Origin of the sequence: Rhodanobacter sp. C01 (genome assembly GCF_002001045.1) — a bacterium.
Classification (GTDB): domain Bacteria; phylum Pseudomonadota; class Gammaproteobacteria; order Xanthomonadales; family Rhodanobacteraceae; genus Rhodanobacter.
Genome location: NZ_MUNR01000011.1, coordinates 160,186 through 173,398, shown reverse-complemented (window position 1 = coordinate 173,398; position 13,213 = coordinate 160,186). Strand labels below are relative to the sequence as shown.

At 63.5% G+C, this 13,213-nt stretch carries 9 protein-coding genes; 8 read left to right on the top strand and 1 reads right to left on the bottom strand.

From position 1 onward, the window contains the following. Positions 1 to 148 precede the first annotated feature (148 nt). The 8 genes from fusA to B0E50_RS09945 all read left to right on the top strand — a co-directional run bounded on the left by fusA (position 149) and on the right by B0E50_RS09945 (position 12,668). Positions 149 to 2,278, top strand: a complete 2,130-nt coding sequence (gene fusA, locus B0E50_RS09980; protein ID WP_077441051.1) for an elongation factor G — start codon at positions 149 to 151, stop codon at positions 2,276 to 2,278. A gap of 182 nt (positions 2,279 to 2,460) precedes the next feature. Further along, positions 2,461 to 3,717 (top strand): M23 family metallopeptidase, encoded by a 1,257-nt coding sequence (locus tag B0E50_RS09975; protein ID WP_077441050.1) that lies wholly within the window; start codon positions 2,461 to 2,463, stop codon positions 3,715 to 3,717. 121 nt (positions 3,718 to 3,838) lie between these two features. After that, positions 3,839 to 5,452, top strand: coding sequence for a peptide chain release factor 3 (locus B0E50_RS09970; RefSeq protein WP_139350825.1), 1,614 nt, complete (start codon positions 3,839 to 3,841; stop codon positions 5,450 to 5,452). Between the two features lie 82 nt (positions 5,453 to 5,534). Beyond that, positions 5,535 to 6,461 (top strand): type II CAAX endopeptidase family protein, encoded by a 927-nt coding sequence (locus B0E50_RS09965; RefSeq protein WP_077441049.1) that lies wholly within the window; start codon positions 5,535 to 5,537, stop codon positions 6,459 to 6,461. A gap of 118 nt (positions 6,462 to 6,579) precedes the next feature. Continuing rightward, on the top strand, positions 6,580 to 10,212 hold the full coding sequence (locus B0E50_RS09960) for a response regulator (RefSeq protein ID WP_077441048.1): 3,633 nt from the start codon (positions 6,580 to 6,582) through the stop codon (positions 10,210 to 10,212). A gap of 5 nt (positions 10,213 to 10,217) precedes the next feature. Next, positions 10,218 to 11,117, top strand: a complete 900-nt coding sequence (locus B0E50_RS09955; protein WP_077441047.1) for a CheR family methyltransferase — start codon at positions 10,218 to 10,220, stop codon at positions 11,115 to 11,117. Further along, positions 11,104 to 11,670, top strand: a complete 567-nt coding sequence (locus B0E50_RS09950; protein WP_077441046.1) for a chemotaxis protein CheB — start codon at positions 11,104 to 11,106, stop codon at positions 11,668 to 11,670. Before B0E50_RS09955 ends, B0E50_RS09950 begins: the two co-directional genes overlap by 14 nt. A 5-nt stretch (positions 11,671 to 11,675) precedes the next feature. Next, positions 11,676 to 12,668, top strand: a complete 993-nt coding sequence (locus B0E50_RS09945) for a diguanylate cyclase (protein ID WP_077441348.1) — start codon at positions 11,676 to 11,678, stop codon at positions 12,666 to 12,668. A gap of 27 nt (positions 12,669 to 12,695) precedes the next feature. On the opposite strand, the gene B0E50_RS09940 is transcribed toward B0E50_RS09945, so the two are convergent. Then, positions 12,696 to 13,169, bottom strand: a complete 474-nt coding sequence (locus tag B0E50_RS09940; protein WP_077441045.1) for a hotdog fold domain-containing protein — start codon at positions 13,167 to 13,169, stop codon at positions 12,696 to 12,698. Positions 13,170 to 13,213 lie beyond the last annotated feature (44 nt).

The window sequence follows — 13,213 nt, the reverse complement described above, 5'->3', positions numbered from 1 at the left end:
TTATCTTGTCACGCCTTTCGCACCCTGCCTGCCCGGACTGACGTCACTCGCCCCCGGCCGCCGGCACATTGAAAAACACCTCAATGGACAGCATTTGTGCTGCCCATCTCACGTTTGCCTGACACGACAACTCTCCGGAATCCAGACTGTGGCCCGCCAAAAACCCCTGAACCTCTACCGCAACATCGGCATCATTGCGCACATCGACGCCGGCAAGACCACCACCACCGAGCGCGTGCTGTATTACACGGGCAAGAAGCACCAGATCATCGACGTGCATGACACCAAGGACGGCAAGGGCTCGACCACCACCGACTACATGGAGCAGGAGCGCAAGCGCGGCATCACCATCCAGTCGGCCGCCGTGTCCGCCGAATGGAAGGGTCACCAGATCAACGTGATCGACACCCCGGGACACGTCGACTTCACCATCGAAGTGAACCGTTCGCTGCGCGTGCTCGACGGCGCCGTGGTGGTATTCGACGGTGTGGCCGGTGTGGAGCCGCAGACCGAAACCAACTGGCGCCTGGCCGACCAGTACAACGTGCCTCGCGTGTGCTACATCAACAAGATGGATCGCATCGGCGCCAGCTTCGCGCATTGCGTGAAAGGCATCCGCGAGCGCCTGAATGCGCCGGCCCTGCTGTGCCAGGTTCCGCTGGGCAGCAGCGACGAGTTCTGCGGCATGGCCGACCTGGTCGCCAACGTGGCCTACATCTGGCACTCCGACGACAAGGACAGCAAGTGGGAAACCGTCTCCTTCGAGGAGGCGAAGAACCGCCTGAAGTTCGGCTCCACCGTGGATAACGACTGGGTCGCCCAGCTGCCGAAGCTGCGCGAGGAAATGATCGAGCACGCGCTGGCGATGGACGACGCAGCCTTCGAGCACCTGATCGAGACCGGCGAACACGACCCCGCGAAGCTGAAGGAATGCATCCGCAAGGGTTGCGTCACCGGCAAGCTGGTGCCGGTGTTCTGCGGCTCCTCGTACAAGAACAAGGGCGTGCAGCAGCTGCTCGACGCCGTGGTCGACTACATGCCGTATCCGGGCGAGAACGGCGGCATCGCGATGGTCGACGAGGACGGCAACGTCATCGGCGAACAGGCCGTGACCGACGACGCGCCGGCGCGCGCGCTGGCGTTCAAGGTGATCAACGACCAGTTCGGCACGCTGACCTTCTGCCGCATCTATTCGGGCGTGATCAAGAAGGGGGACACGCTGCAGAACGTCACCCGCGGCAAGAAGGAGCGTGTGGGCCGCATCGTGGAAGTGCAGGCCAACGCCACCAAGGAAATCGACGAGGTTCGCGCCGGCGACATCTGCGCCTTCGTCTCGATGAAGGACACCGAGACAGGCGATTCGCTGAGCGACCCGGCGCACCCGGCCCTGCTCGAGCGCATGCGCTTCCCGGATCCCGTCATCAGCGTGTCGGTCGAGCCGAAGAGCCGCAACGACGTCGACAAGATGTCGACCGCGCTCTACAAGATGGTCAAGGCCGATCCGTCGCTGCGCATGGAAGTGGATCAGGAAACCGGCCAGACCGTGCTCAAGGGCATGGGCGAGCTGCATCTGGAAATCACCATCGACCGCATGCGCACCGAGCTGGGCGTGGAAGCCAACATGGGCAAGCCCAAGGTCAGCTTCCGCGAGGCGTTCGGCAAGACCGTCGAACACACCTACACGCACAAGAAGCAGACCGGCGGCACGGGTCAGTTCGCCGAAGTGAAGATCATCTTCGAGCCGGGCGAACCGGGCAGCGGCGTGGTGTTCTCCGACGAAGTGGTCGGTGGTCGCGTGCCGCGCGAGTACATCCCGGCGGTGGAGCAGGCCATCACGAAGGAGTCCCGCCAGGGCCAGGTCGCCGGCTACCAGGTGCTGGACTTCAAGGCACGCCTGATCGACGGCAAGTTCCACGACGTTGACTCCTCGGCGCTCGCCTTCGAAATCGCCACTCGCGCCTGCTTCCGCGAGGCGCAGAAGATGTCCAAGCCGAAGCTGCTCGAACCGGTGATGAAGCTGGAAGTGGTCACCGAAGCGACCTACCTCGGCGACGTGATCGGCGACATGAACCGTCGTCGCGGCTCGATCACCGAACAGGGCCAGAAAGGTGCGAATGCCTTCGTGCAGGGCTTCGTGCCGCTGGCCGAAATGTTCGGTTACATCAACTTCCTGCGCTCGGCCACCAGCGGCCGCGGCAACTTCACGATGATCTTCGATCATTACGAGGAAGTGCCGGCCAGCATGGTCGAGAAGTTGATGGAGAAGGAGGCGAAGTAACCCTTCGCTTTCATGTTCGCGCTGGCCTGACGGTCGGCGCGAAACCAACGGAACCCGGGGAGCGATCTCCGGGTTCCTTTTGGGCAGTTCGCGACCGGTCCGGCCGTGCAGCAGAGGTGGGCGATCCGAATCTCGATTACGATCCTCTGCGGGGACTGCACCGACACTTTCTTGAGCGATCCATGACGATGCCGAATACGATCTATCCGCGACCGCCACGCAAGCGCCCGACATTTGCCCATTGGCTCGCTCCGTTCCTGGTCGGCTGGACGTGTGCCCTCGCCTGCTCCATCGGCCTGGCGCAGAAAGCAATGGCACCGGTCGAAGTGCGCAATCCCTGGCCACCCGAAATCGTCATGGGGAGCGATGGGCACGCACACCTCGCCTACGAACTCCACGTCAGCAACTTCTACGGCGACACCGGCGTGCTGCGCTTGCGCCAGCTGACCGTGTTTGCCGACGACTCGACGACGCCACTGGCAACGTTCGACGGCGCTGCACTCGGGGATATGGTTTCCCCGCATCTCGCCGAAGGCGCCAAGGCCGGGGACAACCTCGCCATCAAGGCTGGCGCACGCGCAATCGTCTTTGTCTGGCTTACATTGTCCGACCGCCGGTCGCCGGCGAGATTGCTGCGCCACCGTCTCGAATTCGAGAATGCGCAGGGTGGTACTGAGCTGGTCGATGGCGCACGCGTTGCCGTCGATGCCACGCCGGCAGTCGTCATCGGGCCACCGCTGCGCGGTCTCTGGCTAGCCACTGAAGGACCGGGCAACTCGAATTCGCATCACTGGGGCAGCTTGGTGGCCGTCAACGGACAGCTGACCATCCCACAGCGCTACGCACTCGACCTGATCGGCGTGGATGTTCGCGGTCATGCGCTCCACGCTGGAGTCGCCGATTATCGGCAATCGCAGCTCACCGACTGGATCGGCTTCGGCACGGACGTGCTGGCGGTGGCTGATGGCATCGTGCTCGGCGCACGTGACGGCGAGGCGGACCACAAACCGCTGGCGCCACAGCCGGAACCTTCGTCGCTCACTGCCAACGGGCTTTACGGCAACTATGTGGTATTGCAAATCGCGCCGAACCGTTTCGTTCATTACGCGCACCTGCAGCGTGGCAGCGTGACCGTCAAACCCGGCGACAAGGTGCATCGCGGCGATGTGCTGGGACACGTCGGCCAGTCCGGCATGTCCGGCGGCCCTCACCTGCATTTCCAGGTTTCCAACGCACCCACCTTCGAGGGTTCCGAGGGGGTGCCCTTCGTCTTCGACACCTTCTCGTCACCGGGCGCCTGGTCGGTCAGTCAGGCGATCGACCCGGACGCGAAACTGCCACCGACCGATGCAGCAAGCGACCGGCGTCGACAGGCCATGCCGCTGGACAACGACCTGGTCGGATTTCCAGCCGCGACGCCATCCACGCCTAAATCTTGAAGTTGGAGTGGAATCGGGCCGTGCTCATCCTGATCCCGCACGGAGCCGCAAATCGGCTGAACCAAGTAACCGGTTGATCCAAGCTATAATTATCGGTTCGCGTCCCAGCCGATCTGTTTCCATGTCCACCCATCTGTCCACCCATCTGCAAGAAACCCGCCGCCGCCGTACCTTCGCCATCGTCAGCCATCCCGACGCAGGCAAGACCACGCTGACCGAAAAGCTGCTGCTGTTCGGTGGCGCGATCCAGATGGCCGGCTCGGTGAAGGGGCGCAAGGCGGCGCGACATGCGACGTCCGACTGGATGGCGCTGGAAAAAGAGCGCGGTATCTCGGTGACCTCGTCGGTGATGCAGTTCCCGTACGAGGGCAAGATCATCAACCTGCTCGACACACCGGGACATGCGGACTTCTCCGAGGACACCTACCGCGTGCTCACCGCAGTGGATTCCGCGCTGATGGTGATCGACTGCGCCAAGGGCGTGGAGGAGCGCACGATCAAGCTGATGGAAGTCTGCCGGCTGCGCGACACCCCGATCATGACCTTCATCAACAAGCTCGACCGTGAAGGCCGCTCACCGATCGAGTTGCTGGACGAAGTGGAGTCGGTGCTCGGCATCGCCTGCGCGCCGGTGACCTGGCCGATCGGCATGGGCAAGCGACTTAAGGGCGTGTACCACCTGGTGCTGGACGAAGTGCACATCTTCGAGCCGGGCAAGAATTTCACCCGCCAGGATTCGACCATCTTCAAGGGCCTCGATGCGCCCGGCCTGCTGGAAAAAGTCGGCGACGAGGCGATGCGCGAACTGCGGGAGGAACTGGAACTGGTGCAAGGCGCAGCGCCCGCGTTCGACATGGACGAGTACCTCGCCGGCCGGCAGACGCCGGTGTTCTTCGGCTCGGCGGTGAACAATTTCGGTGTGCAGCTGCTGCTGGACTTCTTCGTCGAGCATGCGCCCTCGCCACGCCCACGCGGCACGCTGGGGCGCGAGGTGCAACCTGAGGAAGAGAAACTGACCGGTTTCGTGTTCAAGATCCAGGCGAACATGGACCCGGCGCACCGCGATCGCGTGGCGTTCATGCGCGTGTGCTCGGGCACCTATAGTGCCGGCATGAAGATGGTGCAGACACGCACCGGCAAGGACATCCGCATTGCCAACGCGCTGACCTTCATGGCCAGCGATCGCGAGATCGTGGAGACCGCCTACCCCGGTGACGTGATCGGCCTGCACAACCACGGCACGATCACCATCGGCGACACCTTCACCGAGGGCGAGTTGGTCAACTTCACCGGCATCCCGAACTTCGCCCCGGAACTGTTCCGTCGCGCGCGGCTGCGCGATCCGCTGAAGATGAAGGCGCTGCAGAAGGGTCTGGCCCAGCTGTCCGAGGAAGGTGCCACCCAGTTCTTCCGTCCGCTGATGTCGAACGACCTGATCCTCGGCGCGGTCGGCGTGCTGCAGTTCGATGTGGTGGCGTACCGACTCAAGGACGAATACAACGTCGATGCCAGCTTCGAGCCGGTGACGGTGACTACCGCGCGCTGGGTGCACTGCGACGATGAAAAGAAGATGGCCGAGTTCCGCGAGAAGAATGCGATGAACCTGGCGATCGACGGTGCCGGTGAGCTGGTCTACATTGCCCCGACGCGGGTGAACCTGCAGCTGGCGCAGGAGCGTTGGCCACAGGTGCGCTTTTCCAACACGCGCGAGCACGCGGCCTCGGTCGAACTTTAGCGCCCGGACGCGTGACTTGTGGCCTTGGGGACAGGGCGATGGCACTGCTAGCCTGTCGGCCTCACCTCGCACGGATTGACGCATGCAGACCGGACAGCTCGCCTTCGCCACACCCTCGAGCGTGCCGGGCTGGCAGCGCTGGCTGGTGCTCTCGCCCGCCGCACGGATCATCTTCTTCGCCGCGATGCTGATCGGCTCCGGCATGATCACGCGCGCTGCCGTGGTCGCGTTGGGCTGGACCCTGAAAACCGCCGATCCGCTGCACCATGCGCTGGCAACCCTGAGCATGCAACTGCTGCCGGTGCTGTTCGGCTACGCGATCCTGGTTCGCCTGATCGAACGGCGACCAATGCAGGAACTGTCGCCACGCGCCATCCCGACATGGGGTCTGGCTGGCCTCGCCACCGGCACCGTGCTGTTCAGCGTGGTGGTCGGCGTGCTGTGGCTGGCCGGCAGTTACCACGTCACCGGCACGGATCCGCAGGTGGACTGGCTGCCGGGCGTGCTGGTGGCCGGCATCGGTGCCGGCATCGGCGAGGAGATCATCGCCCGCGGCGTGATCTTCCGCATTGTCGAGGAAGGACTCGGCACCTGGTGGGCGCTGGTGATCTCCGCGTTGTTCTTCGGCGCTGCGCACATCTTCAACCCCGGCGCCACGTTGTGGAGCTCGGCGGCGATCGCGATCGAGGCCGGCCTGCTGCTGGCCATGATCTATCACGTCACCCGTTCGCTGTGGGCCTGCATCGGCCTGCACGCGGCATGGAACATCATGCAGGGCACGGTCTACGGCATCCCCGTTTCCGGGGGTGCCAGCAAGGGTTGGCTGATCTCCCACCGCACCGGGCCGGACTGGCTGAGCGGCGGCGTGTTCGGTGCGGAGGCCTCGGTGGTCGCACTTGCCGTCTGCTCGCTGCTTACGGTGGCCCTGCTGATCGTCGCATGGCGCCGCGGCTCGATGCTGCCATGCGCACCCTGGCAACGACTGCGGCAGGGGTCACACCACCGCTGAACCACTCCCCTGGCAACCGGCACTGCGGCCCGGCGGTTGCGCCAACCACCCTGTCAAGGACAGGATGACCTTCTGGCGCTCCCGAGACATATCGCCCCTCGAACCGCGATGGCCGTGCATGCAACCGACTCATTCGAAATTCTCCTGGCTCGCCGACCAGCCACTGCAGCGCAAGATCCTGCTTGCGATTGTGCTGCTGCTTGGCCTGTTCCTGCTCACCAGCGTGATAACGCTGCACTCGCTCCGCCGGCAGGAAAGCGACCGCTATTGGACAGTCCACACTTACCAGGTGCTGCTTGAGCTGGATCAGGTGCAGCATGCCTTGCAGACCAGCCAGCTCGGCGCACGCGGCTACGTGCTGACGCAACGGGCGGACCAGCGCGCCATGTTCGACAGCGGTGCCAGCGACCTGCATGACCGCATGATCCAGTTGCGCCAGCTGACCGTGGACAATGCGCTGCAGCAGTCGCGCATCGACAACCTGGAGATCCTGGCCGCGCAATGGCGGCGCGAAGTCATCACGAATGCGCTCGACCCGATCAGCCGGGTGAAGACTGGCGATCCGGCGGCCATGGCACTCGAGCTCCAGCGCATCCAGTCGAACTACCTGGAAAAGCGCACGGTTCGCGTCGAAGATCTGAACGACGCGATCGACCAGATGATCGGCGAGGAACATCAACTGCTCGCCACGCGCAGCCAGGAGCTGAGCAGCACACTGGGCAGAACCCAGGCCATCAATGTCATCTCGGCCCTGCTGTGCATCCTGCTCGGGCTCGCGATCATCGCGCTGACCGCACGCCTGGTCACACGACCGCTGCGGCGCCTGACCGACCTGATGACCCGACTGGCCAATCACGATCACGAATTCGACATCGGTCAACTCGACCGGCGCGACGAGGTCGGTAAAATCGCCCGGGCGCTGCAGGTATTCAAGCAGATGGTGATGGATACCGAGACGCAGACCTGGATCAAGACCCAGGTCTCGGGTATTTCCCATCTGCTGCAACAAGCCACCACCCACAAGGAATTCGCGCAGTGGCTGACCAGCGAACTGGTACCGCTGTTCAAGTCAGGGGTCGGGCTGTTCTATTCATTTGACGACGCACGCCACCGGCTCGACCTGCTGGGCAGCTACGGTCTGCGCCTGAGCAACCGTACCGCCGAGCACTATATGCCGGGCGAAGGCCTGGTGGGTCAATGCGCGATCGAGCGCAAGCCGATCATGCTCGATGACGTACCGGAAAATTACCTGCACATCGATTCCGGCTCCGGCGAAGCGCTGCCCCGCCACGTCGCGATCCTGCCGGTGCTCTATCGCGACACGCTGATCGGCGTGCTTGAGCTCGCCAGCTTCAGGGCACTCGGTCCGCTTCAGCTGATGCTGCTGGAAGAGCTGCTGCCGATCGTCGGGCTGGCGCTGGAGAACCTCAACCGTGCCACCAGCACGCAGAACCTTCTGCTGCAGACTCAGGAACAGGCCGACGAACTGCGCGTGTCTGAACTGGTGATGCGGCAACAGAAGGAGGTGCTCCGCGACAACAACGAGGCTCTGCAGGCCAAGACCGCGGAGCTGGAGGAACAGTCCGAACGGCTGGTCGCCTCGGAGGAGGAATTGCGCTTGCAGGCCGAGGAGCTGCAGGCATCCAACGAGGAACTGCGCGAGAAGACCGACAGCCTGAACCGCCAGAAGCACGTGCTGGAGGAGTTGCAGCAGGAGACGGCGGACAAGGCCGCCGAACTCGCGCGGGCCAGTCAATACAAGTCCGAATTCCTCGCCAACATGTCGCATGAACTGCGCACGCCACTGAACAGCCTGCTGATCCTCTCGCGCAACCTGGCCGACAACGACAGCGGCAATCTCGACGAGGAGCAGATCGAATCGGCGCACATCATCCATGATGCCGGTACCAGCCTGCTGCATCTGATCAACGACATCCTCGACCTGTCGAAGATCGAGGCGGGCAAGATGGAGCTGGTGATCGACGAGCTGCTGCTGGCCAGCCTGGAACAACGACTGAGACGCACGTTTGCGCACGTCGCCGAAGAAAAGAAGCTCGGCTTCACGCTGGACATCGAGCCCGGTCTGCCCGACATGCTGCGGACCGACAGCACCAAGCTCGAGCAGATCGCCAACAACCTGCTCAGCAATGCATTCAAGTTCACCGCGCGCGGCAGCGTCAGCGTGCACATCGGCCGCCCTACCAGCGAAATCATGGTGCCCCTCGCGCTGCAGGAGCAGTCGCTGATCGCGTTGACGATCACCGATACCGGCATCGGCATCCCGGCCGACAAGTTCCAGCGCATCTTCAATGCGTTCGAGCAGGTCGATGCCGGCACCAGCCGGCAGTTTGGCGGCACCGGGCTCGGGCTGGCGATTTCGCGACGGATGGCCATGCTGCTGGGTGGCGACATCACCTTGCATAGCGAGAGCGGCCATGGCAGCCGCTTTACCGTACTGTTGCCCGAAGTACCACCCGAGCCGACGCGCGATGCAAATGAAAGCGCACCGTCCATCCAACCGAAACCACTTGCACGGCCGGCATCCCCATACCTGCTGCCGGATGCCATCGACGACGATCGAGGCTCGTTGCTGCCGGGCCAGACCACGATCCTGGTGATCGAGGACGACCCGGCCTTCGCGCGCATCCTGATCGACATGATCCATCGCAAGGGTTATCGCGCACTGGCGGCAGGCGATGGCGAGACCGGCCTGCTGCTGGCCCGCGAACACCATCCCACCGGCATCCTGCTCGACGTGATGCTGCCGACAATGGATGGCTGGACGGTAATCGACCAGTTGAAGGCCGACGAGGTCACACGGGCGATTCCGGTGCATTTCATTTCCGCAACCGACGATGCCACACGAGGGCTCGAACACGGTGCAGTCGGCTTCCTGACCAAGCCGGTCAGCCGCGCTGCGATCGACACCGCGTTCAAGCGCCTGCTGCATTTTGCCGAAGGCCATCAGCGGCATCTGCTGATCGTCGATGATGAGGCCGACGCGCGTACCGCGGTGCGCACCATGCTGTCCGCCGACAATGTGCTGATCGACGAGGCTGGCACGGCCGAGGATGCACTGCAGAAAACCTCGCATACCCGCTATGACTGCATCGTGCTCGACCTGGGCCTGCCTGGCATGTCCGGCCTGGAGCTGCTTGAGCAGCTGTCGAAGCAGCCTGGTGGCGTGCCACCGGTGGTGGTGTACTCCGGTCGCGATCTGAGTCGCGAGGAAAACCTGTTGCTGCGCCAGTACACCGATTCGATCGTCGTGAAAGGCGCACGCTCGCCGGAACGACTGCTCGACGAGGTCAGCTTGTTCCTGCACAGCATCCAGCACGCACCACGCCGCACCACTGCGACGGCGCCGACCGCCGAACTGGCCGGCCGCAGGGTTCTGCTGGTGGACGACGACATGCGCAACCTGTTTGCACTGTCCCGGGTGCTGCGCGGCTGGGGGCTGGTCGTCGGCATGGCACAGGATGGCCACAAGGCGCTCAAGGCGCTGGCGGATGACGAGGCGCCGGAACTGGTGCTGATGGACATCATGATGCCGGGGATGGACGGTTACGAGACGATCCGGGCGATCCGCGCACAGCCGTGCTTCGCCGCGCTGCCGATCATCGCACTGACCGCCAAGGCGATGCGCGGCGACCGCGAGAAATGCCTGGAGATGGGCGCCAGCGATTACCTGTCCAAGCCGATCGACATCGACAAACTGGCGTCGATGATGCGCGTCTGGCTGCATCGCTGATCACCATGCCGGCACCGTCGCTCAATGTCGAACTGGAACGCGCCGAATTGGAACGGGCCGAACTGGAACAGATTGAGCTGGACCTGTTCGTGCAGGCGCTCAAGCGCCGCCATGGCCATGACTTCAGCCAGTATGCCCCGGCGTCGCTGACCCGACGCGTGCGTCAGCTGGTGCATGCCCACCATTGCAGCAGCATCACTGGACTCACCGCGCGCCTGCTGCACGAGCCGGATTTCCTGCCGCTGGTGATCAAGGGGCTCTCGGTGCCGGTGTCGGAGATGTTCCGCGACCCGCAGGTATTTCTCGCCTTGCGCGAACACGTGCTGCCGGTGCTGGCGTCGTATCCGCAGATCACCGTGTGGCAGGCCGGCTGTGCGCAGGGACAGGAGGTTTATTCACTGGCGATCATGCTGGAGGAAGCCGGGTTGTACGAGCGCAGCCATATCTTCGCGACCGACTTCAATCCCGATGCACTGCAGCGCGCACAGGAGGGCATCTATCCGGCCAGAGACGCCCAGCTGTGGTCACGCAACTACCTGCTGGCCGGCGGCAGCCAGTCATTGGCCAGCTATTACAGTGCCCGCTACGACTTCATCAAGCTGGACCAGCGATTGCGCCGGAACATCACGTTCGCCAACCATAACCTGGTGACCGACAAGGTGTTCTGCGAAGCACACCTGGTGCTTTGCCGCAATGTGCTGATCTATTTCTCCAACCCGCTGCAGAACCACACGTTGACTCTTTTTCGCGACAGCCTGGTGCGAGGTGGCCATCTCTGCCTGGGATTGCGCGAATCGCTGGATTTTGCCCCCGTGGCGGCTGATTTCAGTGCCGTCGATGCGAACCTGCGACTGTATCGACGCAGCAGTCAGCTTATGGCGGAGGCACGTGATGGCGCAGCCTGAGGCGATCGCGATCGGCTGTTCGAAGGGTGGCTTCAACGCACTCAAGCTGCTGCTGGGCGCGCTGGACCCGCGGCTGCCGCAGACCGTACTGGTGTGCTGCCATACCGCCAGCGGTACTGGCGTGCTGTCCGGCCTGCTCGCCAGCCATTCGGCGCTTCCCGTCGTCGAAGCGGTCGAAAGACAGCCGGCCGCTGCCGGCACCGTCCATATTGCACCGGGTGGTTATCACCTGCTGCTGGAGCATGACCAGCACTTCGCGCTGTCGGTGGATGAGCCAGTGTGCTTTTCGCGGCCATCCATCGACGTCTTGTTCAGCTCCGCAGCCGATGTCTATCACACAGGATTGATCGGCGTGGTGTTAACTGGTGCCAATCGCGACGGTGCCCATGGCCTCGCGCAGATCCGCGACCACGGCGGCATCGCGGTGGTGCAAGCGCCTGCGAATGCCGAAGCGGCAACGATGCCACAAGCCGCACTCGACATTTCTGGCGCCGACTACTGCCTGCCGCTGGAAAAAATTGCTCAGTTGCTCAACCACCTTTGCCTGACATGAACACGATGCTGCCGAAAATCCTGGTCGTCGACGATACCCACGCCAACCTGGTCGCGATGCGTCGCCTGCTGGCGCAGAGCGGCTCACAGATCCTCGAGGCTCGCAACGGCAACGAGGCACTGGCACTGTGCCTGGATCATCAATTCGCGCTGATCCTGCTCGACGTCAACATGCCCGACATGGACGGTTTCGAAGTGGCGCAGTTGCTCGGCGAAGCCGAGCAACTGCGCGAGACGCCGATCATCTTCGTCACCGCCGCCTATGCCGACGATCTGAATCGGCTGAGAGGTTACCGCTCCGGCGCCGTGGACTACATTGCCAAACCCATCAACGACGTGATCCTGCAGTCCAAGGTGCGCGTGTTCCTGGAGTTGCATGCGGCACGCACCGAACTGCAGCTGACCATGGCCGAGCTGGCCGAACGCAATCAGCAGCTGATCCGGGAGATGGCCGAACGCGAACTGGTCGAAGCGAAGGTCCGCCATCAGGCCAGTCATGACATGCTGACCGGGCTGCCCAACCGCATGCTGTTCCATGACCGGCTGCTCGGTGCGATCCAGCGTGCGCATCGCCATCACGACCACTTCGCGCTGGCCTGCATCGACATCGACGGCTTCAAGGGCGTCAACGATACCCATGGCCATCCTGCCGGCGACGCGCTGCTGCAGGAAATCGCCGCGCGGCTGTCGGCACACCTGCGCAGCAACGACACGGTAGCCCGGCTGGGCGGTGACGAATTCGCATTGATCCTCGAGGAGATCGGAGATGCGCAGCTGGCCATGCAGCTGTGCCAGAAGCTGTGCTCGGCGCTCGGCGAGCCTTATACATTGCGCGTCAACGAGCGTTTGATCGATGTCCGGATCGGCGCAAGCATCGGCATCGCGCCCTACCTGCCCAACGATCGCTCCGATGCCGACGAGCAGCTGATCCAGACCGCCGACCACGCCATGTACGAGGCCAAGCGTGCTGGCAAGAACTGCTGCGTGCTGGCCGGCTGATCATGGCACTACAGCCATGCAGCACGTTCAGTCGCGTTTGCGCGGCGATACCCACATCATCACGCGAGCGCGGAACACCGCTTCGCCGGCCACATCGGTGACCTGCACTGCGACCGGCCATTCATAGCCATCATTCGAAGTTCGCGCTGCAGTCTCCGGCGTGGCAACTCCGTGCAGGGCACCAACCGCCTTTTTCAGGTACTCGACACTCATGCCCTTGGGAATCCAGCGCATGTCGGACGGAATCGTCGCGTCGGTCATCACGCCGGCACTGAGCTCGGCCAGGTTGCACAGCGCGATCGCATGCACGGTGCCGATGTGATTGTGCACACGGCGGCGATCACGGATGCGCACCTCGCAGCGGCCCGGCTCCAGTGCCACGAAGCGCGGCGCGATGGTGGCGAAGTACGGCGCCTTCAGGCAGATCAGGCGCGAGAAGATCCAGTGCCCCGCCGGCCAGCGCGTGATACGGCGGTATAGCGACAACACCGATGCACTCATCGACCCATCCTCGAAAAAAGCCCGGCCCGCAGAACGGGCCGGAT